The organism is Flavobacterium sp. MK4S-17 (assembly GCF_009848495.1).
Classification (GTDB): Bacteria; Bacteroidota; Bacteroidia; order Flavobacteriales; family Flavobacteriaceae; genus Flavobacterium.
Window position 1 is genome coordinate 89,147 of sequence record NZ_WWEP01000006.1, and the last position, 21,495, is coordinate 110,641.

The window sequence follows — 21,495 nt, forward strand, 5'->3', positions numbered from 1 at the left end:
AATAAATATTTTAACCGAGAAAAACAGGTTAAAAAAACGCCGGCAATACTGCCGGCGTTATATATAAAAATAATAACCTTAAAGCTTTTATGCCTCCCGCTTTTTGCTGTCAAACATATAAATCCATAACATGCGCGACAACCTGAAATTAAATGTGCTGAGTAACACGGCTGTTATAGCTATAATGGTAATTATAGTGGCAAAATCTTTTGTAAAAAACTGTGTAATAATATATACCGCCATCATCTCGGCAACCGTTACTGCGTAACTCACATACATTGCACCATAAAAATACCCCGGCTCACGCTCAAATTTATGCCCGCATACATTGCAGGTTTCATTCATTTTAGGCATTTTAAATAATAATGGATTTCCTTTTTTGCTGAACACATGGCCCTTTCCGCAAACAGGGCATTTTTCCTCAATAATATCTGTAAACTGCGACATACCTTTTTTTATTACAAATTTACTGTGGCAATAGTAAAATGGCGATATACAATATTCGCAAAAAATTGTACTTTTAAGACATGAAACAAGTAAACATACTCAACATAAACCAGTTTAAAAAGCAAAGCACATTACAAGGATTTTATGCCAATACACTGGAAGACCACCTTATAACTGCCCATAAGGACATAGCATTGCCCCACTCCCACAATTTTTACCTGGCAATATTATTTACGCATGGGAAAGGTGTACATGAAATTGATTTTACAACTTATGATGTTGGGCCCGGAAGCCTTTTCTTTTTAAACCCTGGGCAAACACATCACTGGGAACTATCTGCCGATGTTAAAGGATTTGTGTTTTTCCACACGCAGGACTTTTATGATTTGTATTACACCCAAAACCGTATAAGCCAGTTCCCTTTTTTTTACAGTATGCACAGCAAACCCTGCCTGTACCTTACTGATAAAGAGGCTGCTGAAATAACTTATTTATTTGAGCAGGCTTATTATATGAATGAAGAAAACGGCATACTTAAAAAAGAAAAGGTAATGAGCTTTATAAACCTTGTGTATGCCTGTAGCACCGGTATTTATGCCAATGGAAATATACCTGCTGAAAAAAACATAAACAGTACATATTATAATAAATTCAGGAAACTGGAAGAACTGGTGGAGCAAAACTATAAAACAGAAAAACGGCCCGCAGCCTACGCCCAAATGCTTAACATAAGCCCCAAGCACCTTAACCGTATAACACAGGCGGTAGCACAAAAAACCACAGGCGATATTATAACCGAACGACTGCTTTTGGAAGCAAAAAAAGAACTGGTATTACAGCAAAAAAACTTTAATGAAATTGCTTATAGTTTAGGGTTTGATGATTATGCCTACTTTTCAAGGCTTTTTAAAAAGAAAACCGGAGCAACGCCTTCTGCTTTCCTTATAAAATATAAAAAGGGCTGAGCAGCAGCATTTTGTTAATTTATAAATGCATCTTGCAAAATTTCAATACCTTTGCCCCTCAATTTTTTAAAATGAGATTACACAGGAACCTGGTTTTTACAGTTATAGACTCGCTCAACTTTATTTTTAATGAAGGTGAATATGCCGACAAGGTAGTTGCACGTGCGCTTAAAAAAGACAAGCGCTGGGGCAGTGCCGACCGTAAGTTTGTAGCGGAAACCATATATGAAATAGTACGCTGGAAACGCCTTTATGCCGAAATTGCAGAAGTTAAGGAGCCTTTTGACAGGGACAAGCTTTGGCGCATATTCTCGGTTTGGGCAGTACTCAGGGGATACAATTTACCTGACTGGAAGTATTTTGAAAATACGCCTGTCCGCCGTATTAAAGGCCGTTTTGATGAACTTTCCAAAATCAGAAAGTACAGGGAATCAATACCCGACTGGATGGATGAACTGGGCGTTAAGGAATTGGGCGATAAAAAATGGGAAAAAGAGCTTGCAGCGCAAAACGAACAGGCAAAGGTTATATTACGTGTAAACACATTAAAAACCACTAAAGAAAAACTGCGCGCCATATTAATGGATGCAGGGATAGAAACAGAATTCCTTAAGGATTATCCTGATGCGCTGGTACTGAAAGAAAGGGCAAATGTATTTCTTACACAGGCTTTTAAAGATGGTTTGTTTGAAGTTCAGGATGCATCATCACAGCTTGTTGCCCGCTTCCTTGAAGTAGAGCCGGGCATGCGTGTGGTAGATACCTGCGCAGGTGCAGGTGGAAAAACACTGCACATGGCTTCCCTTATGCAGAACAAAGGGCAGCTAATAGCCATGGATTTGTATGAAAGCAAGCTCAAGCAGCTTAAAATAAGGGCAAAACGCAACAGTGCCTTTAATATTGAGTACCGTATAATAGACAGTACAAAAGTTATTAAAAAACTGCATGAAAAAGCAGACAGGGTACTTATAGATGCACCTTGCAGCGGACTGGGCGTATTAAAGCGCAATCCTGACAGCAAATGGAAGCTACAGCCGGAATTTATAGACAATATAAAAAAAACACAGGCGGAAGTACTGGAAAATTATTCAAAAATAGTAAAACCGGGCGGTAAGCTGGTTTATGCCACCTGCTCTGTACTGCCTTCTGAAAACCAGGAACAGGTAAAGCATTTTCTTGATACTGAAACCGGCAGACAATTTACCTTTGTAAAAGAAAGTAAAATACTGGCGCACGAATCAGGTTTTGACGGTTTTTATATGGCACTGCTGGAACGAAAAAAATAATCCTTATGAAAAAAATTACTTTTATAACCCTGCTTTTTGCCTCGATAGGCTTTGCGCAAATACCGGCAGGGTATTATAATAATGCTACCGGTACTGGTTATGCTTTAAAAACACAGCTAAGCGCTATTGTAACCAATGGGCATGACCCGCAATCATACACATCAGGGTTATGGAGCCTGTATGCTACTGCGCTAAGGGATAACTTTTATGAAAATGATGGCACACTGCTTGATATTTATTCCGAAAACCCTGCAGGAGCCGACCCTTACAATTACTTTGACACTGATGACCAGTGTGGTAATTACAGCATTGAAGGCAATTGTTACAATAAGGAGCACCTTATACCAAAATCCTATTTTAATGATGCTATGCCTATGTATTCTGACGCGCACCATGTAGTGCCTTCAGATGGGAAAGTAAACGGCTGGAGGGGCAACCTGCCTTTTGGTGTTGTGGGTACTGCCAATAATTACTGCAATGGTGGAGCAACTAATATACCCTGCCATAGCCAGAATAACTCAAAAATAGGGAATAATGTAAATTCAGGGTATTCAGCCGGGTTTTCAGGCAAAGTATTTGAGCCTATAGATGAATTTAAAGGCGATATTGCCCGTACTTATTTTTATTTCGCCACACGCTATGAAAGCCAGATGGCCGGGTTTTATAACAATGTAAATAATACAGAGGTAATAGCCATGTTTGATGGCAGTGCAGATAAAGTTTTTGACAGCACATTTCTTAATATACTGCTAACATGGCATTTTATGGATCCCGTAAGCCCCAAGGAAATTGCATTTAACGATGCTATTTATACCTTTCAGGGAAACAGGAATCCTTATATTGACCATCCTGAATATGTACAGCTAATATGGGGAGTGCCGCTTAGCACACCACAGGTAGCGGCTGCCGATGTGATTTCGGTTTACCCTAACCCTACTGCAAACGGTACAGTAAATATAAGTACTCAATTACCTGTGCAAAATATAAAACTATACAGCATTAACGGCCAGGTTATTATCAATAAAAATGTGCCTGTAGCAGAGAATAACAACTATCAGCTTGACAACCTGCCACAGGGTTTTTATTTTCTTCAGATAACTGCCCAGGGTAAGTCAACAGTAAAAAAACTGTTGGTTAATTAAGCTATAAAACATTAAAATCTAAGCCTGCATAAAAGCAGGCTTTTTTTATCGAAATTATTTAAATGTTAATTTATAGTTAAGTTTTTATTTTAAAGATTTAAATTTGTCACCCCAATTTAATGATGATGAAAAAATTTTATTTGCTTTCAGCCTTAATTTTTACGGCTCTTTCGTTTGCACAAATTCCTAATGGCTATTATAACGGCGCAACCGGAACAGGTTACCAGCTAAAAACACAGCTGTACAATATAATTAAAGGCCATAACACAAAGAGCTATGATGCCCTTTATACCTGCTATCAAACATCAGACAGGGATTACTTCTATGAAAATGACGGTACAATACTCGATATGTATTCTGAAAAACCAAACGGGCCGGAATCTTATACATTTTCCGCAACAGGCAGTAGCGACCGTTGCGGAAATTACCAGAGCGAGGGCGACTGTTATAACCGCGAACACCTTATGCCACAGAGCGTTTTTAATGAAAATTCGCCCATGGTATCAGATGCGCACCATATAGTACCTACTGACGGTAAAGTTAACGGTATGCGCAGCAACCATCCTTTTGGCAGGGTTGGCAATGCCAACTGGACATCTACAAACGGTTCAAAAAGAGGTAGCAACCTTAATTCTGGTTATTCAGCAGGGTATTCAGGAACTGTTTTTGAACCTATTGATGAGTTTAAGGGCGACATAGCACGCTGCCTTTTATATTTTGCAACACGCTATGAAAATAAAATAGCCAACTGGAACCATGCCATGCTTAACGGTACCAGTAATCAGGTTTTTTCTGATTGGTTCCTTGAGGTATTGCTAACATGGCATAATATGGATCCTGTAAGCCCAAAAGAAATAGCGCGCAATAACGCTGTTTATAATTTTCAGGGGAACAGGAACCCATATATAGACCACCCTGAGTATGTACAGCAGATATGGGGACTGCCATTATCCTATGATACTTTTGAAAAGCTTTCGGCCGCTTCGGTTTACCCTAACCCCGCCATTAATAATGAAATCAATATTTATGCGGAATCACCGCTTGATGAAATTGAATTGGTAAGTGTTAGCGGGCAAACAGTAAAACATATAAAAAACCCTTCGGCAACGGGCAATAATTACATTTTACAAAACCTTACTTCCGGGTTTTATATCCTTAAATTTTCATCGGGTGATGCCTCTGTAACCAGGAAGATCATTGTAAAGTAATTACAATATAAATTCATTATAGAAACCCTGCATGAGCAGGGTTTTTTATTGCATCAATAATTTTTCGGCTTAATCGTTATAGTTTTATCAATTTCTTTACCTTTACGGCCTGTATAAAGGCCTGCTATGCCTTTACTAAAAATGTCTTTTGCTATGAATGAATGTATTTCAGTTTTCGATATGCTTAAAATTGGTGTGGGCCCTTCCAGCTCGCACACCCTGGGCCCGTGGCGTGGCGCAGAACGGTTTTTAAACGAACTGTATGACGAAAATATATTCAGCAAAGTAAACCGTATAAGGGTTGACCTTTATGGTTCGCTTTCCCTTACGGGTAAAGGGCATGCCACCGACCTGGCAGTAATGCTTGGCCTTAGCGGTGCCGACCCTGAATATGTTCCTGTAGAAGACATTTCGGGAATAATTGATAACATAAACAGTACACATAAACTTATTTTAGGCGGTAATCGGGAAATAAGCTTTAACCCGGAAACAGATATTGTTTTTAACCGTGACTTCCTGCCGTTTCATGCCAATGGTTTTATGTTTACAGCCTATACAGGTGATAGTGAATATGAATCTACTTTCTACTCCATAGGGGGCGGTTTTGTGGTGAAGGAAGAAAGGACTGTAGCAAAGGAAAAAGAAAAAATAAGATGTGCTTTTCCTTATCTTGTAAATACGGCGGACGAATTACTTGCTTTTGCAAAAAGCGAGAATAAACAGATTTCTGAAATTGTTTACGAAAATGAGAAATCCATACGCAGCGAGGAAGAAATACATAATGAGCTGATGCGTATATGGAATACCATGCTGGAATGCATGTATATAGGCTGCCATACAGAAGGCACGTTACCGGGCGGGCTTAATGTGCGCCGCAGGGCCTTTGACATGCATAAAAACCTTATCGGAGAGCTGCCTTACAGCAATCCATGGGAGTGGCTTGGGGTAATACGTAAAACCGAAGTTAAGTTTCGCCAGATATTAAAATGGGTAAGTTGCTTTGCGCTTGCCGTAAATGAGGTTAACGCTGCACTGGGCAGGGTAGTAACAGCACCCACCAATGGCAGTGCGGGTGTTATACCCGCTGTACTTATGTATTACATGGTTATAGAAAACCATGAGGCCAATGAAAGCCATATAAAGCAATTCCTTATGGTTGCCGGTGAAGTTGGCAGTATTTTTAAAAAAGGGGCTACCATATCGGCGGCTATGGGCGGATGCCAGGCAGAAATAGGTGTATCTTCGGCAATGGCTGCGGCTGCTTTATGCGAGGTTATGGGCGGAACGCCTGAACAGTGCCTTATGGCTGCTGAAATTGCTATGGAACATCATTTAGGTATGACCTGCGACCCAATAGCCGGGCTTGTACAGATACCCTGCATAGAACGGAACACCATGGGGGCTATAAAAGCAATAAATGCTGCGGAACTGGCACTGGAAACCGACCCCAAAAATGCAAAAGTACCTTTGGATAAAGTAGTTAATACCATGTGGCAAACTGCCAAGGACATGAACAATAAGTATAAGGAAACATCCGAAGGCGGGCTTGCTGTAACTGTAAATAATTCTGACTGCTGATTATCCTGCGGTTATCAATTATATAAACAATCTTTCCATTTTCGTTATCATTTAATACCTGAAAGTAATTGACTCCTTTACATTACCATGTATTGCTGTAACCTAATTGCAGGGGTTACACTGCCTTTTTATTATACCTATTTGCCAATAAAATCTGAACAAAGGAATAATTCTTATTGCAATTTATTACTTTTACCATCCTAAAATTTTTAATCATGTCAACCGCAAAAAAAGATTATAAAAGGATAACCACCCGCTCGCTTATTGAAATGAAGGCAAACGGCGAGAAAATATCAATGCTTACCGCCTATGATTTTACTATGGCAAAAATTGTTGATACGGCAGGTGTAGATGTTATACTTGTAGGCGATTCAGCTTCTAATGTAATGGCAGGCCATGAAACTACTTTGCCTATAACACTGGATCAGATGATTTACCATGCATCTTCGGTTGTAAGGGCTATAAGCCGGTCGCTTGTAGTGGTTGATTTACCTTTTGGCAGCTACCAGTCCGATTCTAAGGAAGCTTTACGTTCGGCAATACGCATAATGAAGGAAAGCGGTGCACATGCAGTAAAAATGGAAGGCGGCAGCGAAATAAAGGACAGTATTAAAAAAATACTTAATGCAGGCATACCCGTAATGGGGCACTTGGGGCTTACCCCACAGTCAATTTATAAGTTTGGCACCTATACCGTAAGGGCTAAAGAGGAAGCCGAAGCTGAGAAACTTATAGAAGATGCCAAAATGCTGGAAAGGATAGGCTGCTTTGCCGTTGTACTTGAAAAGATACCGGCGCACCTTGCGCAAAAAGTAGCCGAAAGCATATCTATACCCGTAATTGGCATTGGGGCCGGAGGTGGTGTTGACGGACAGGTACTGGTTATACATGATATGCTTGGAATGAACAATGAGTTTAGTCCAAGGTTCCTTCGAAGATATATGGATTTATATGAAGGTATGACTACAGCTATATCGCAATATGTGAGCGATGTAAAATCAAAAGACTTCCCTAATGAAAAGGAACAATATTAAATAAATGAAGATTGTTTCCGACAAAAACAACCTGCAGGTTATTTATGAGGATAACCATATTATTGCCGTAAATAAACGTGTGGGAGATATTGTTCAGGGCGACAAAACAGGCGATAAGCCCCTTAGTGATGTTGTTAAGGAATATATTAAGGAAAAATATAATAAACCCGGTGAGGTTTTTTTGGGTGTGGTACACCGGCTGGACAGGCCTACCACAGGAATTGTTGTTTTTGCAAGGACATCTAAAGCGTTAACCCGGCTTAATGACCTTTTTAAAAACCGTGAAACCCAAAAAACATACTGGGCAGTTGTAAAAAACAGGCCTCCATATAATGAAGCTACCCTTGTACACTACCTAAAACGTAACGAAAAAAACAACACTTCCAAAGCCTATAATAAAGAAGTGCCCGGCAGTAAAAAAGCAAGCCTGGACTATAGGCTTATAAAAACGCTTGATAATTATTTTGCACTTGAGGTTAACCTGCATACAGGGCGGCACCACCAGATAAGGGCGCAGCTTTCAGCTATAGGCTGCCCTATTAAAGGCGACCTTAAATATGGTGCTGAAAGAAGCAATACAGATGGCGGCATACACCTGCATGCACGCAGCCTTAAATTTATACACCCTGTACTAAAAGAGGAAATTAAACTTGTTGCACCCGTACCTGATGATGCTGTTTGGAAATCTATATAAAAATACCCACAGATAGGTATTTTTGCATTTTATTAAATTTTAGAAATTTGCTAAATATCCAGTCTTAATTTTTTGTTAAGTATAATTTATTTATCTACTTTAGTGTGAAGATAACTAATATGAAAAAATCCTTATTATTTGTTTCAGCGTTGTTTTTAGCAGGTGCAGCGTCTGCACAGGAACATTATGCAGGTATTAATACCTCAAAGCGCGTGGGCATACTAAATACCGCTATAAACCCGGCGGAATTTGTTAACCTGAGCAATGATTATGAAATCAACCTTATTACGTTCAGTGCGAATGTTGCCAACAATAAAATATCATTTAAGGATATTGTTGACGGTAAGGACTTTGACAACCTTATTTTTGAAGGGAATGAACCTACCAACCTAAGGGTAGATGTAGAAATATTAGGTCCTTCATTTGCCATGAAAATGAACAAGTGGGCTTTTGGTATTACATCAGCCGCAAAAATAAAAGCTGACATGGTGGAGGTAAACCCCGCTTTAGGTAGGGCCGTTACTAATTCCGGCGTTGATGATATAATTGAATTATATGATATTAATTCACAATACAACCAGCGTGGTTCCGCAACCACATGGGGAGAAATAGGCTTTTCTGTTGCAAGAGAATTGTATAACAGTGAAAACCACCGTTTATCTGGAGGTGTAACATTTAAATTGCTTTTCCCCGGCTCTTACGCTAATATAGCTTTAAACCAATTTGAAGGGACAATAGAAAACGTTGCCGGAGATGTAAGTTTAACTAATGCAAGCGCAATGGTAAATATTGCCTATTCCGGTTCTTTGGCAGAAGATTTTACTGACAGTAGCAATTTCAGCCAGTTTTTTGCAGGCGGACTTAATGGTTTTGGTACCGATATTGGTATTAATTACCAATGGAAAGATGTTGAAAAAGGCGGGTATAAATTAAATACAGGGCTTGCAGTCAGGAATATAGGGAGCATGAAGTTTAAAGATGATAACAATGTATCCAATAATTATAATCTTGAAATTACAGGCGCTGAAAGCTTAAACCTGAACCAGTTTGAAGATGTAAGCGATTTAAAAGAAATTGAGCAAATTTTAATTGAAAGCGGTTATGTAACAATTGATGACTCTAAAAGGGACTTTAAAGTTAAACTGCCTACAGTGTTTTCTGCCTATGCCGATGTAAAACTTTACAATAAATGGTTTGTTACAGCTTATACACAGCAAAAAGTTAATGAAGACAGCGATAACGAACAGATTGCCATTCAAAACATACTTACGGTAACGCCGCGTTACTCCACTAATTTCTTTGAAGCCTATGTGCCTTTATCGCATAATGAAATTTCAGGGTTTACAGCAGGTGTAGGTTTAAGGATTGGCGGGTTCTTTATCGGTTCCGGCTCCATACTTTCGGCAGCACTAAGCGAAACTGACCAGGCAGACGCTTATTTAGGATTCCGTTTTGGATTTTAGTAAATTATAAGCACTAATAAAAAAGCCATACAGATTGTATGGCTTTTTTATTAGTTATTTTTACGGGCATTCATAATCTGCCATTGGTCATTTATATATTTCACTTTATTTACCTCTTTCATAATAAGTTCACGTTCTTCTTCATAATAATCAGGATCGGCTGCACTATGCTCATCCACTTCCCCTGCCCTTTCCAAAAGGTTATTTAATACGGGCTGTAATTTATCCTGAACCATTTGCGGCATGCTGCTGAACAATTCCTGTAATTCGTTTTTAAACATTTTCTTTTTTCTTTAAATTATTTATCCCAGCCAGCCTTCTCTGTCAAGGCTCCTGTATTGTATTGCCTCACTTATATGCTGTGCCTCCACATTTTCTGCCGCCTCAAGGTCGGCAATAGTGCGCGATACTTTTAATATCCTGTCGTAGGCACGCGCAGAAAGGTTAAGTCTTTCCATTGCTGTTTTAAGCAACTGGAGCGAAGTATCATCAAGCCTGCAATATTCACGTATTTGCTTTGTGCTCATTTGCGCATTGTAATGAACATTTTCAAGGGCTTCAAAACGCTTTGTTTGTATTTCCCTCGCCTTGATAACACGGTTTCTTATTTCAACGCTGCTTTCTGCCTTTCTATTGTCCGAAAGCTTTTCAAAAGGCACAGGCGTAACCTCTATATGGATATCAATCCTGTCCAGCAATGGGCCTGATATTTTACCCATATAACGCTGCATTTCTGCAGGGGAAGAGCTTACGGGCGCATCTGGATCATTAAAATAACCACCGGGGCTTGGGTTCATGCTTGCCACAAGCATAAAAGAGGAAGGATAGGTTATGGTAAATTTTGAACGGGATATTGTAACCTCCCTGTCTTCAAGTGGCTGGCGCATTACTTCGAGCACTGTTCGTTTAAACTCCGGCAGCTCATCAAGAAACAGCACCCCGTTATGTGCCAGCGATATTTCGCCGGGTTGCGGAAAAGTACCGCCTCCTACCAGTGCCACATCACTAATAGTATGGTGCGGGTTGCGGAACGGCCTCTGGTTCATAAGCCCAGCATCCTTTACCTTGCCTGCCACACTGTGTATTTTTGTGGTTTCCAGGGCTTCCCTTAACGTCATGGGCGGCAGTATGCTGGGAAGCCTTTTGGCTAGCATTGTTTTACCGGCACCGGGCGGGCCTATAAGTATAATATTATGTCCGCCGGCGGCTGCAATTTCCATACAGCGTTTTATACTTTCCTGCCCTTTTACATCAGAAAAATCATGTTCGGGAAAATCAAGTGTTTTATAAAATTCCTCCCGGGTATTAATTACCGTGGGCTCCAGTGCAGCTTTACCTTCAAAAAAATCAATTACCTCTGTTACATTTTCTATGCCATACACATCCAGCCCGGCTACAATAGCGGCTTCCCTTACATTTTGTTTTGGCAGGAAAAAGCCCTTAAAGCCTTCTTCCTTTGCTTTTATGGCTATGGGCAAAACTCCTTTTATAGGTTGCAGGCTGCCGTCTAACGAAAGTTCACCCATAATAATATACCTGCCCACCTCATCGCTCTTTATCTGCCCCGAAGCTGCCAGTATGCCTATAGCAAGTGTAAGGTCGTAGGCAGAGCCTTCTTTCCTCATGTCAGCAGGCGCCATATTTATGGTAATCTTCTTTCCTGGAAGTTGGTAGCCATTATTTTTTAAAGCTGCCGCTATACGGTAGCTGCTTTCTTTAACGGCATTATCAGGCAGGCCAACCAGGTGGTATCCCACCCCTTTATCTATATTCACTTCTACGGTAATGGTGGTGGCCTCAACACCAAAAACGGCACTCCCGTATACTTTTATCAGCATATATCAATATTAGAAGTCGAAAATAAGAAAATTTATTCCAAATCATAAAATAGACTTAAAAATAAATAGCATAAGCAATGTGAAAGAAAAATCATCATTAAATTTATAGGACTAAATTCAGTAAAAATGGGATTATTCAATGCTATATTAGGACACGCCTCTGAAGTGGCCATAGAAAAAGTACAGGCGGAATTTGAGCCGCTTTTAGTAAATGGTGAGCACATTGAAAAGGCATACAAGCTTATAAGGGATATGTTTATATTCACTAATAAAAGATTGATTTTGGTGGATAAACAGGGAATTACCGGTTCTAAAACGGATTATCTTTCCATACCCTATGGCAGTATCATAAAATTTTCAAAGGAAAGTGCGGGGTTATTAGACCTTGATGCCGAGCTGAAAATATGGGTTCGCGGTGAAAGCGTACCTATCAAAAAACAATTTGGCAAAAACCATAATATTAATGAAGTTTATAAAGTACTTAGCCAGTACATTTTAAGTTAACCATTTAAAAAAACAGGCTTTATCCTAAAAGGTAAAGCATTATATACATGCCTGATTATTTTACTTTAGAAGATTATAATTTAATATTGCTTATTACGGGAATAATAGCCATGCTTGCCGCTATTGTACCTGTAATTATGTCACGCAGTTATATTTCTGCCCCTATCGTTTATCTTATTATAGGCATAGCAAGCTACTTTATTTTCCTGCATTATTTTTTTGAGCCCTTAAGGCATCTCGATATTATAAAACGCATATCAGAATTTGTGGTAATTGTTGCGCTCACCAATGCAGGCCTAAAAATAAAAGAGCCTTTTAAATGGGAAACATGGAAATATTCATTCCGGTTACTGGCCATTGCCATGCCCATAACTATTGTTGCCGCGGCTTTTTTAGGCTGGAAAATAGCAGGCCTTGCGCCCGCTACGGCATTGCTTTTCGGGGCACTGATAGCACCCACTGACCCTGTGCTGGCAGGTGAGCTGCAAACATCTGAACCCAGTAAGGCAGATACATCTAAAATAAGGCTTGGGCTAACCTCTGAAGCCGGGGCAAATGACGGACTTGCTTTTCCGTTTACCTATGCCGCAATTTTATATGCTGTTGCAGGGGGCGATTATACTGAATGGATTGGCTACTGGTTTCTGCACGACTTTTTGATAAAAATAACACTGGGAGTTATAATTGGCCTTATAACAGGTTGGGGATTATACAAACTTGTTTTTTCTATTTCTTCAACCGCTATATTAAATAAAATAAGCAGGGGAATATTGTCGCTTTCCCTTACACTACTGCCTTATGCACTTACCGAAATAATAGGCGGTTATGGTTTTATTGCCGTTTTTGTAGCTGCCTGCATGTTTAGCCGCTATGAGATATTTGACAGCCATATGGACAGCCTTCATGACTTTAACGAAGAACTTGAGAGCATAGTTGTGGCCATTATATTTATAGCTACGGGTATTTTTATTTCATCGCAGTATTATATACTGCTCAATCCGGAAATAGTTGCCGTTGCCTTAATAATGATACTGGTGGTGCGTCCGCTGGCAGGGTATCTTTCGCTTGTAAAAACCAATCTTAACCATTTTCAAAAATTCGTGCTTTCATTTTATGGTATCAGGGGCATTGGGTCGGTATTTTACCTCACTTACGCCTTAACCTATACAAAATTTGTAGATACCGATAAGCTTTTTGATATAACCATTGCAACAATATTTTTCTCTGTACTGATACACGGCCTTACGGCAGAATTGGTTCAGAACAGAATAGACAAATACGATTCAATTTAATTATGGGGAACAGGCTTGTAGTAATAGGCGGTGATGCCGCAGGTATGTCGGCCGCTTCAAAAGTAAGGCGCGAACAGCCCGGCAGGGAAATAATAGTGTTTGAAAAATCTCACTATACATCCTATTCCGCATGTGGCATTCCCTATTTTATATCAGAAACTATACCTGCTGTACAGCAGCTTATTGTGCGCAGTCCCGAAGAATTTAAAAATAAGTATAATATAAATGTTTTTACCCAGCATAAGGTAACACAGGTTGACACCGAAAACAAGCGTGTAAAAGTGGTTAACCTGGCTGGCCAAAAAGAATTTTGGCAGGAATATGACCAGCTATTAATAGCTACAGGCGGAAAAGCATTTTGCCCGGATGTACCGGGATATGGTGCCGATGGTATTTTCGGGATTTCAACCCTTAAAAGCGGCATTAAGGTAGAACACTTTATAGAACATGAAAAACCAAAGCATGCCGTAATAGTGGGTGGCGGGTATATTGGTTTGGAAATGGCAGAAGCTTTACTGATACGCGGGCTTAAGGTTACTATAATTAACCGCTCGGCACAGGTAATGAACACTCTAGACCCTGATATGGGTGGAAAAATATCATGTGCTATACATAAACTGGGTATTGCTCTTTACTGCGGGGAAACATTAAAAGGGTTTAAATCAGAAAATAACCGTGTTACAGCAGTAATTTCAGACAAGCAGGAAATTGCCTGCGACATGGTAATACTGGGAATGGGGTCATCTCCAAATACAGATTTTCTTGAAAGTTCAGGAATTGAACTTGGTATTAAAAACGCTATAAAGGTAAATGCCAGTATGCAAACCAATATACCGGATGTATGGGCGGCAGGCGATTGTACCGAAACTTTGAACCTCGTCAGCAAAAAACAATTTTATATTGCACTTGGCACAGTAGCCAACAAAACCGGATTAGTGGCTGGCAGCAATTTAGCAGGTGAAAAAGTAGTATTTCCCGGTGTTGTTGGTACTGCGGTATGCAAAATTTGCAGTTATGAGGTAGCCCGCACAGGGCTTAGGGAAAAAGAGCTTAAAGATTTGAATATTGAATATATTACAGGCATTATTGACAGTAAAACAAGGGCTCATTATTATCCCGGTGCTAAAGACATAACAGTAAAGCTCCTGGCAGAAAAAAACAGCGGTAGGCTGCTGGGAGGACAGATTATTGGCGAGGAAGGTGCTGCCAAGCGTATAGATGTGCTTGCAACTGCCTTAACCCACAATTTAACCCTGCAAAATATTATTGACCTCGACCTTTCTTACGCTCCACCGTTCTCACCTGTTTGGGATCCTGTGCAAACAGCAGCACGCGCTTTAATAAAAGATATATAACAATAATTTATATAGGCCTTTGTAATTATAAATCCTGCCTTTGTAACAAAAGATACTGACCGCGCTTTTTCATTTAATTTATTTTGCCCTATAAAATAAAAAGCATGGACTGGATTTATGAACCCTGGCCCTGGTATGTAGCCGGGCCGCTTATTACCCTTACGATGGCTGCACTTCTTTTTGCAGGTAAAAACTTTGGCATGTCGTCAAACTTCCGTACTGTGTGTGCCGCACTGGGCGCAGGAAAAAACTGTGATTTCTTTTGTTTTGACTGGCGGAGCCAGCGCTGGAACCTTTTTGTTATAGCTGGGGCAGTTATAGGAGGCTTTATAGCAATACATTTGCTTTCGGACAACCCTGTACCTAAAATTAACCCTGAAGTTATAGCACAGCTTAAGCAGCAAGGCTTTAAAAGCGCAGTAAGCAGCTACCTGCCTACAGAGCTTTTCAGCTATTCTGCTTTATCATCTGTTAAAGTGGTTGCGTTACTTTTTGCAGGAGGTTTTTTGGTTGGCTTTGGTGCACGCTACGCCGGGGGGTGTACCTCAGGGCATGCCATATCGGGGCTTAGCAACCTGCAATTCCCTTCTTTAATTGCTGTAATAGGATTTTTTACAGGAGGGCTAATTATGGTGCACTTGCTGTTTCCTTTATTATTTTAAAATTTACATAAAATGAAAAATTTATTATTCCTTCTTATAGGTACTTTCTTTGGCATTGTCATGTTTAAATCAGAGGCCGCATCATGGTTCCGGATATATGAAATGTTTCAGTTCAGGTCGTTTCACATGTATGGTGTTATTGGCTCGGCGCTGGTAACAGGGGTACTGGTTGTGCAGTTAATAAAATACTACAAGCTAAAGCATATAAATGGAAGTACCATAGCATTTATACCTAAAGAAAGAAGTTTTTACCGTTATATGCTTGGAGGAATTATTTTCGGGCTGGGCTGGGCACTTGTGGGAGCCTGCCCCGGCCCCATGTTTACCCTTGTGGGCGCAGGTTTCATTCCGGTTTTAATAGTTATAGCCGGTGCGGTGGCAGGCACGTGGGCATATGGCTATATAAAAAATAGGCTACCCCATTAATTATTATCTTTACAGCTATAAAAGCAAGTATCTATGGGCGAAATTACAAATGCTTACAGCAGTATATTTGAACCGAAACTGATTGAGGAAATAGCAGATGTTGCCAGTATTATTGATTTTGATGAAGGCGACCTGCTTATTGAAATAGGGCAGTATATAAAACAGATGCCTTTGCTGATAAATGGGGCTATAAAAATACTGCGGGAAGATAAGGTTGAAGGTGAATTGCTTTTGTATTTTCTTGAAAAAGGAGACACCTGTGCCATGACACTGGCCTGCTGCCTTGGCGATACCAAAAGCGAGATACGCGCCGTAGCCGAAACAAGGGGAACGGTAGCTATGATACCCATAGGAAAAATGGAGGAATGGCTCGGCAAATATAAAAGCTGGCGCAACTTTGTTTTCAGCAGCTACAATAAAAGGCTTTCAGAAATGCTTTCTGCAATTGATAACCTTGCTTTTATGAAAATGGACGAGCGCCTGCTGAATTACCTGAGAGAAAAAGCCAAAGTAAACCAATCGTCATTAATTGCCAATACCCACCAGGAAATAGCCTATGAGCTAAATACCTCACGCGTGGTGGTATCCAGGCTTTTAAAAGCCCTTGAAAACGAAGGTATAATTAAGCTAAACCGTAATATAATACAACTGCTGAAATAACTGTTTGCTGTAACATTTGTTACTGCCAGTATAATCCCATCGGTATAATTTAGCCTATAAAATAATTATATGGATTTTATACAATTATCAGGCTATTTACTTGCGTTGCTGATTGGTGTTTCACTTGGGCTTATAGGCAGTGGGGGTTCAATACTTACTGTACCTATACTGGTTTATGCAATGGGCCTAGATGCGGTAACCGCTACAGGCTATTCGTTATTTGTTGTGGGCATTACCGCCCTTGCCGGAGGAACAAGGAATGCTTTAACAGGTAATGTAAATTTTAGTATCGTTTTCCTGTTCGGCATACCTTCTTTAATAACCGCTTATCTTGTGCGTGCTTTAGTAATACCTGCTATACCTGATACTATTGGTACAATAGGCAACTTTGCCCTGACAAAGCCGTTGATGTTAATGCTACTTTTTGCCGTAATAATGCTGCTGGCAGCCATGAAAATGATACGGTCAGCATCTCCTGCCTTTGAACCCTCGGCTCTTTCAAAAGGAAAAATTATTATAAGTGGTACAGCAACAGGCTTGCTTGCAGGCGCAGTGGGTGCCGGGGGTGGTTTTCTTATTATACCTGCGTTAGTGTTCCTTGCAGGGCTTCCCATGAAAAAGGCCATAGGCACTTCACTGTTTATTATCGCCATACAGTCGTTAGCAGGGTTTGCGGGTGATGCTTTTAACCGCGCTATAGACTGGTTCTTTCTAATACCCTTCACCCTGGTTGCCCTTTCCGGCATTTTTATAGGTATAACATTGTCGCGTAAAATTGATGGGGAAAAACTTAAATCCGGGTTTGGTTATTTTGTATTGCTGATGGGGGTTTATATTATTGTAAAAGAGCTGGTTATTTAAAAGGCATCTATTCCACAAGGCAGATTAAAAAAGTAGTCCTTTCACCATCGGTATTGTAAATCAGGTAACCATTATGGGCTTCCACAATATTTTTGGAAAGGGTAAGCCCTATGCCGGCCCCCTGCTTCCTGGTGGTAAAGAAAGGAAGGAAAATTTTATCTTCAATTGCGGCGTCAATACCACTTCCTGTGTCGGATATTGTAATGAAGATGCGCTTATTTTTAAACTCGGCAGCTATTTCAATTTTCTTATCGGCCTTATCTTCCAGTGCATACATGCTATTGGTAAGTAAGTTTATGAGTACCTGCTCAATTTGCAGCCTGTCAACCATCAACCAGCGCTTATCAGTAACTTTATTGTCAATACTGATTCCTGCATTTTTAAGCAGAGGTGCCATAATTTGCAGCACGCTGCCAATCAGTGCGGTCAGCTCCGTTTTCTCTTTAACAGGAGATGGCAGCATGGCAAGCTTGCGGTAGCTTTCTATAAACCCCTGTAAATGGTCGCTGCGGTGTATCATGGTATTAACACTTTGCCTTATATCATCAAGGTCGTCATCCGTTAACTTTTCCTGCCCGGCTATTTCCTGAAGGTTCTGTGCAAGGGAGCGTATGGGAGTAACGGAGTTCATAAGCTCATGTGATATAACTTTCATCAGGTTTACCCATGCTTCTTTTTCCTTTTTATCTATTACATTTTGTATAGAATCCATCAGGACAATATAATACTCATCGTTATAATTTACCGTTTTAGAAGCCTGCAATATAAAAGTCTGCATGTCCTCTTTATCTATGCGTATCTGTATTGATGTTTTTATATCATCAAAATCCCGTTCCTCTATAATAGTACATAAGGATGGCAGCATATTTTTAAGGTAATGCCATTTTGTAACTTTGGGAACCCGGAAATGGCCTGAAAAATAATCATTAATAAAAAAGATGTTCCTCTCCTCTTCCCCTTGCTTTTTTTGCAGTATAAGTACTGCCGTTTCTATATTGTTGAGTATGGAACTGTAAACGATGTCTTTTGATACCTGCTCCTGTTTGTTTGCTTTCAGGGTATTGTATAACCTAAAAAGGCTTTTGTAATTTTGAAGCCCGCTGTGTTTGGAGAAATCAGCTGAAAAATCATCATTTAATATGGCACTGATTGTTTTATCATAAAACTGAAAAACATTTTGAACAAAATAAAACAGCTCAGCCAGCAATGCTATAAAAATTAGCAGAAAAAAAATGGTGGTGTATATAAAGTGATGGGTATATAAAAAGAAAATACAAGCTACAACAGCCAGTATAACTATGAGCCGTAAAAATAAAAGCTGGTATAACTGAAATGATTTCTTTTTAGCCATTGCCTATTTCATATTTTTCAATTCGCCTGTATAAAGCAGCCCTTGACAGGCCAAGCTCTTCTGCTGATTTACTGATATTATAATTATTTTTTATAAGCACCTTCTCTATAGATTTTTTCTCAATTTCAGATAACTGGAGTTCGTTTTCATCAACAGCAATATCCGTAATATTAGTAAGGTTCAAATCATTTGCCGTAATTGTATTATTCTCGCATAATATAACAGCCCGCTCAATACGGTTTTCCATTTCACGTATGTTGCCATTCCATTGGTAAACCTCTATTTGCTGCAATGCCTTTTCATCAAATACCACTGTTTCCCTACCATATTTTTCTGCCATTTTACTTAGCAGGAAATCAGCAAGGGGTATCAGGTCTTCCCTCCTTTCACGCAGGGACGGCAGGGTTATCTCCATCGTATTTATACGGTAGTATAAATCTTCCCGAAATATTTTTTTCGCTACTTCACTCCTTAAATCGGTATTGGTTGCGGTAATAATGCGTACATCAAGCTGGCGGGGCCTGCCCTCCCCCAGCCTGGTTACTGACTTGCTTTGTATTACCTGCAATAATTTGGACTGAAGATGCAACGGCACATTTCCTATTTCATCTAAAAAAATAGTACCGTTTTGCGCCAGTTCAAACCGGCCCGCAGTATCGGCCTTAGCATCTGTAAATGCACCTTTGGCATACCCGAAAAGCTCGCTCTCAAAAATATTTTCATTAAGCGCCCCCAAATCTACATGCACAAACGGTTTGCCTGCCCGCGCTGATGCCTGGTGTATGTGCTGTGCCATAACATATTTACCTGTACCATTTTCACCCAGTATAAGCACATTGGCATCTGTTTTTGCCACTTTGCCTGCCAGCGCATAGGCATTTTTTATTGCCGGTGAATTACCAATAAAAAAGGTATCCCGGGCCGGTGCTTCCGCTATCTTTTTCTTCCCTTTACGTGCCTCATCTACTGCAGCTTTTACCACTTCAATAAGCCTGCTGTTATCCCAGGGCTTTAAAACATAGTCAAAAGCGCCTTTTTTTAATCCTTCTACGGCTGTTTCCACCTTTCCAAAGGCGGTCATTAAAATAACTACTGTTGCAGGGGCAAAAGTTTTAATTTCCTTCAGCAGGTATATGCCCTCACGCCCATCTTCAAAACCAATCCTGTAATTCATATCCAACAGGACAACATCAACCGGTGTTTCCGAAAGCAGCGAAAGTATATGTTTGGGATTATTAAGGGTGTAAACCGATTCAAAATGCTTTTTTAATACCATTTTTGAGGCAAATACAATCGCCTCATCATCGTCAATTATTAAAATACCTGCCTGTGTTTTTTTCATTGGTGTGCGGTTTCGGACAAAAAAGTGTTCGGTATCGGACACTGAGAAATTTTTGTGGTAAATAAATCACTATAAATTAATCAATTACAACTTTTAAAATAATGGCATAAAATTGTTATTCTATATGCCAAAACAAACATAAATGGATACCGTTGTTAAGCGTAAAAGTAAAAAAAATAAGTATTTTTTGATGGCAGTACCTGCTTTTTTACTGATAGGCTATTTTGTTTATTCAGCAGCAATAAAAAAGAGGAGCCTTAACGTAAGCAGGAAAGAAATAGTGATAAAAACAGTTGAGGATAACTATTTTGAGGATTTTATAGTATTTCAGGCTAAGGTTGAGCCGCTGCATTCCACATTGCTTAATGTTATTGAAGGAGGCTCTGTACAGGAAATATATATAGAAAATGGAGATTATGTAGAAAAAGGCCAGCCATTGGTAAGGTTATATAACCCGAATACCGAACTGGGCTATGTAACACAGGAAACCTCTATAATAGAACAGATAAACAACCTTAATAAGGCAAAACTGGACTTAAGGAACCAGGAACTAAGCATGGCTAAAGACCTTGTAGCAATAGAACATGATTACCTTGATGCCAAAAACCTATATGAACTGAACGGAAAGTTATATAAGGAAGAAATATTATCTAAAAACGAATGGGATAAAACTCAGGAAAACTTTAGGTTTCAAAAAGAGCGCAAAGGCATTATACAGCAAAGCATACAAAAGGAAAAGCAGGCAAACATTATACTTATATCGCAAATAAACCAATCGCAGGCCATTATGCAAAAAAGCCTTGAAATACTGCGCAGCAACAAAAAGAATTTTTTAGTTACCGCACCTTTTTCGGGCAGGGTATTGTCTTTTGAGCCTGTGCTTGGCAAAAACTACCAAGCAGGCGAAAGCATAGGAAAGATAGATGTTATGAAAGGTTATAAATTACAGGCCGAGGTAGATGAATATTATCTTGATAAAATTTCTACAGGACAAAAAGGGCAGATAGATTTTAACAACAGCATAATTGAAGTTGAAGTAGCTAAAATTATACCTGAAATTAAAAACGGGCGCTTTTTAGTTGACCTTGAATTTAAACAGAGTAAGGAACTTGACCTAAAGCAGGGATTAAGTTTTGCAGTAAGGCTTATATTGTCAGAAAAAACAAAAACCACTGTATTAACTAAAGGGAGTTTTTATGAGGATACTGCAGGGAAATGGATATTTGTTGCCGAAGGAGATAAAGCAATCAGGAGAAATATAAAGCTGGGAAGGGAAAACCCTCTTTATTATGAAGTAGAAGAAGGCCTTAAACTGGGTGAAAAAGTAGTTACCTCATCTTACAGGGATTACAGCGATATACAGGTATTAAATATAAAAGAGTAAAGT

21 protein-coding genes are annotated in these 21,495 nt (G+C 39.7%); 16 read left to right on the plus strand and 5 right to left on the minus strand.

Going from position 1 to position 21,495, the window contains the following annotated elements; all coding sequences use genetic code 11:
• Nucleotides 1-87: 87 nt before the first annotated feature.
• On the minus strand, nucleotides 88-447 hold the full coding sequence (locus tag GSF09_RS03020; protein ID WP_159799454.1) for a DUF983 domain-containing protein: 360 nt from the start codon (nucleotides 445-447) through the stop codon (nucleotides 88-90).
• An 80-nt stretch (nucleotides 448-527) separates the two neighbouring features.
• On the opposite strand from GSF09_RS03020, the gene GSF09_RS03025 reads away from it, so the two are divergent.
• The 8 genes from GSF09_RS03025 (at nucleotide 528) to GSF09_RS03060 (ending at nucleotide 9,817) form a co-directional block, all read left to right on the plus strand.
• Nucleotides 528-1,412: an AraC family transcriptional regulator gene (locus GSF09_RS03025; RefSeq protein ID WP_159799455.1), complete on the plus strand. Its 885-nt coding sequence runs from the start codon at nucleotides 528-530 to the stop codon at nucleotides 1,410-1,412.
• A 71-nt stretch (nucleotides 1,413-1,483) separates the two neighbouring features.
• Nucleotides 1,484-2,698, plus strand: coding sequence for an RsmB/NOP family class I SAM-dependent RNA methyltransferase (locus tag GSF09_RS03030; RefSeq protein ID WP_159799456.1), 1,215 nt, complete (start codon nucleotides 1,484-1,486; stop codon nucleotides 2,696-2,698).
• A gap of 5 nt (nucleotides 2,699-2,703) precedes the next feature.
• Entirely contained in the window at nucleotides 2,704-3,840 is a 1,137-nt protein-coding gene (locus GSF09_RS03035) for an endonuclease (protein WP_159799457.1), read from the plus strand.
• A 125-nt stretch (nucleotides 3,841-3,965) separates the two neighbouring features.
• Nucleotides 3,966-5,048 (plus strand): endonuclease, encoded by a 1,083-nt coding sequence (locus GSF09_RS03040; protein ID WP_159799458.1) that lies wholly within the window; start codon nucleotides 3,966-3,968, stop codon nucleotides 5,046-5,048.
• A gap of 153 nt (nucleotides 5,049-5,201) precedes the next feature.
• Complete coding sequence (locus GSF09_RS03045; protein WP_159799488.1) at nucleotides 5,202-6,626, plus strand: L-serine ammonia-lyase; 1,425 nt, start codon at nucleotides 5,202-5,204, stop codon at nucleotides 6,624-6,626.
• Between the two features lie 215 nt (nucleotides 6,627-6,841).
• On the plus strand, nucleotides 6,842-7,660 hold the full coding sequence (gene panB / locus GSF09_RS03050; RefSeq protein ID WP_159799459.1) for a 3-methyl-2-oxobutanoate hydroxymethyltransferase: 819 nt from the start codon (nucleotides 6,842-6,844) through the stop codon (nucleotides 7,658-7,660).
• Nucleotides 7,661-7,664: 4 nt separating this feature from the next.
• Nucleotides 7,665-8,354 (plus strand): RluA family pseudouridine synthase, encoded by a 690-nt coding sequence (locus GSF09_RS03055; RefSeq protein WP_159799460.1) that lies wholly within the window; start codon nucleotides 7,665-7,667, stop codon nucleotides 8,352-8,354.
• Between the two features lie 119 nt (nucleotides 8,355-8,473).
• Complete coding sequence (locus GSF09_RS03060; protein WP_159799461.1) at nucleotides 8,474-9,817, plus strand: DUF5723 family protein; 1,344 nt, start codon at nucleotides 8,474-8,476, stop codon at nucleotides 9,815-9,817.
• A 50-nt stretch (nucleotides 9,818-9,867) separates the two neighbouring features.
• Here the strand turns inward: GSF09_RS03060 and GSF09_RS03065 are convergent, their stop codons facing one another.
• Together GSF09_RS03065 and GSF09_RS03070 are read right to left on the minus strand one after the other, a co-directional pair.
• Nucleotides 9,868-10,098 (minus strand): hypothetical protein, encoded by a 231-nt coding sequence (locus GSF09_RS03065; protein WP_159799462.1) that lies wholly within the window; start codon nucleotides 10,096-10,098, stop codon nucleotides 9,868-9,870.
• Nucleotides 10,099-10,119: 21 nt separating this feature from the next.
• Entirely contained in the window at nucleotides 10,120-11,655 is a 1,536-nt protein-coding gene (locus GSF09_RS03070; RefSeq protein ID WP_159799463.1) for a YifB family Mg chelatase-like AAA ATPase, read from the minus strand.
• A 126-nt stretch (nucleotides 11,656-11,781) separates the two neighbouring features.
• On the opposite strand from GSF09_RS03070, the gene GSF09_RS03075 reads away from it, so the two are divergent.
• From GSF09_RS03075 to GSF09_RS03105, 7 genes are all read left to right on the plus strand, one after another.
• Nucleotides 11,782-12,159, plus strand: a complete 378-nt coding sequence (locus GSF09_RS03075) for a PH domain-containing protein (protein ID WP_159799464.1) — start codon at nucleotides 11,782-11,784, stop codon at nucleotides 12,157-12,159.
• A gap of 47 nt (nucleotides 12,160-12,206) precedes the next feature.
• Nucleotides 12,207-13,451 carry a sodium:proton antiporter gene (locus GSF09_RS03080; RefSeq protein WP_159799465.1) on the plus strand — a complete coding sequence of 415 codons (1,245 nt, stop codon included), beginning with the start codon at nucleotides 12,207-12,209 and terminating at the stop codon, nucleotides 13,449-13,451.
• A gap of 2 nt (nucleotides 13,452-13,453) precedes the next feature.
• Nucleotides 13,454-14,806 (plus strand): FAD-dependent oxidoreductase, encoded by a 1,353-nt coding sequence (locus GSF09_RS03085; protein ID WP_236564842.1) that lies wholly within the window; start codon nucleotides 13,454-13,456, stop codon nucleotides 14,804-14,806.
• 104 nt (nucleotides 14,807-14,910) lie between these two features.
• Nucleotides 14,911-15,468, plus strand: a complete 558-nt coding sequence (locus GSF09_RS03090; protein WP_159799466.1) for a YeeE/YedE family protein — start codon at nucleotides 14,911-14,913, stop codon at nucleotides 15,466-15,468.
• A gap of 12 nt (nucleotides 15,469-15,480) precedes the next feature.
• Nucleotides 15,481-15,894, plus strand: coding sequence for a YeeE/YedE family protein (locus GSF09_RS03095; RefSeq protein ID WP_159799467.1), 414 nt, complete (start codon nucleotides 15,481-15,483; stop codon nucleotides 15,892-15,894).
• A gap of 33 nt (nucleotides 15,895-15,927) precedes the next feature.
• Complete coding sequence (locus GSF09_RS03100; RefSeq protein ID WP_159799468.1) at nucleotides 15,928-16,554, plus strand: Crp/Fnr family transcriptional regulator; 627 nt, start codon at nucleotides 15,928-15,930, stop codon at nucleotides 16,552-16,554.
• Between the two features lie 69 nt (nucleotides 16,555-16,623).
• Nucleotides 16,624-17,415 carry a sulfite exporter TauE/SafE family protein gene (locus GSF09_RS03105; protein WP_159799469.1) on the plus strand — a complete coding sequence of 264 codons (792 nt, stop codon included), beginning with the start codon at nucleotides 16,624-16,626 and terminating at the stop codon, nucleotides 17,413-17,415.
• Between the two features lie 7 nt (nucleotides 17,416-17,422).
• Here the strand turns inward: GSF09_RS03105 and GSF09_RS03110 are convergent, their stop codons facing one another.
• Together GSF09_RS03110 and GSF09_RS03115 are read right to left on the minus strand one after the other, a co-directional pair.
• The gene (locus tag GSF09_RS03110; RefSeq protein ID WP_159799470.1) at nucleotides 17,423-18,766 is read right to left on the minus strand and encodes a PAS domain-containing sensor histidine kinase; all 1,344 of its coding nucleotides are present in this window, start codon (nucleotides 18,764-18,766) and stop codon (nucleotides 17,423-17,425) included.
• On the minus strand, nucleotides 18,759-20,108 hold the full coding sequence (locus GSF09_RS03115) for a sigma-54 dependent transcriptional regulator (protein ID WP_159799471.1): 1,350 nt from the start codon (nucleotides 20,106-20,108) through the stop codon (nucleotides 18,759-18,761). Before GSF09_RS03115 ends, GSF09_RS03110 begins: the two co-directional genes overlap by 8 nt.
• Nucleotides 20,109-20,250: 142 nt before the next feature.
• Here GSF09_RS03115 and GSF09_RS03120 point away from each other — a divergent pair, with 142 nt between their 5' ends.
• Nucleotides 20,251-21,492 (plus strand): efflux RND transporter periplasmic adaptor subunit, encoded by a 1,242-nt coding sequence (locus tag GSF09_RS03120; RefSeq protein ID WP_159799472.1) that lies wholly within the window; start codon nucleotides 20,251-20,253, stop codon nucleotides 21,490-21,492.
• Nucleotides 21,493-21,495 lie beyond the last annotated feature (3 nt).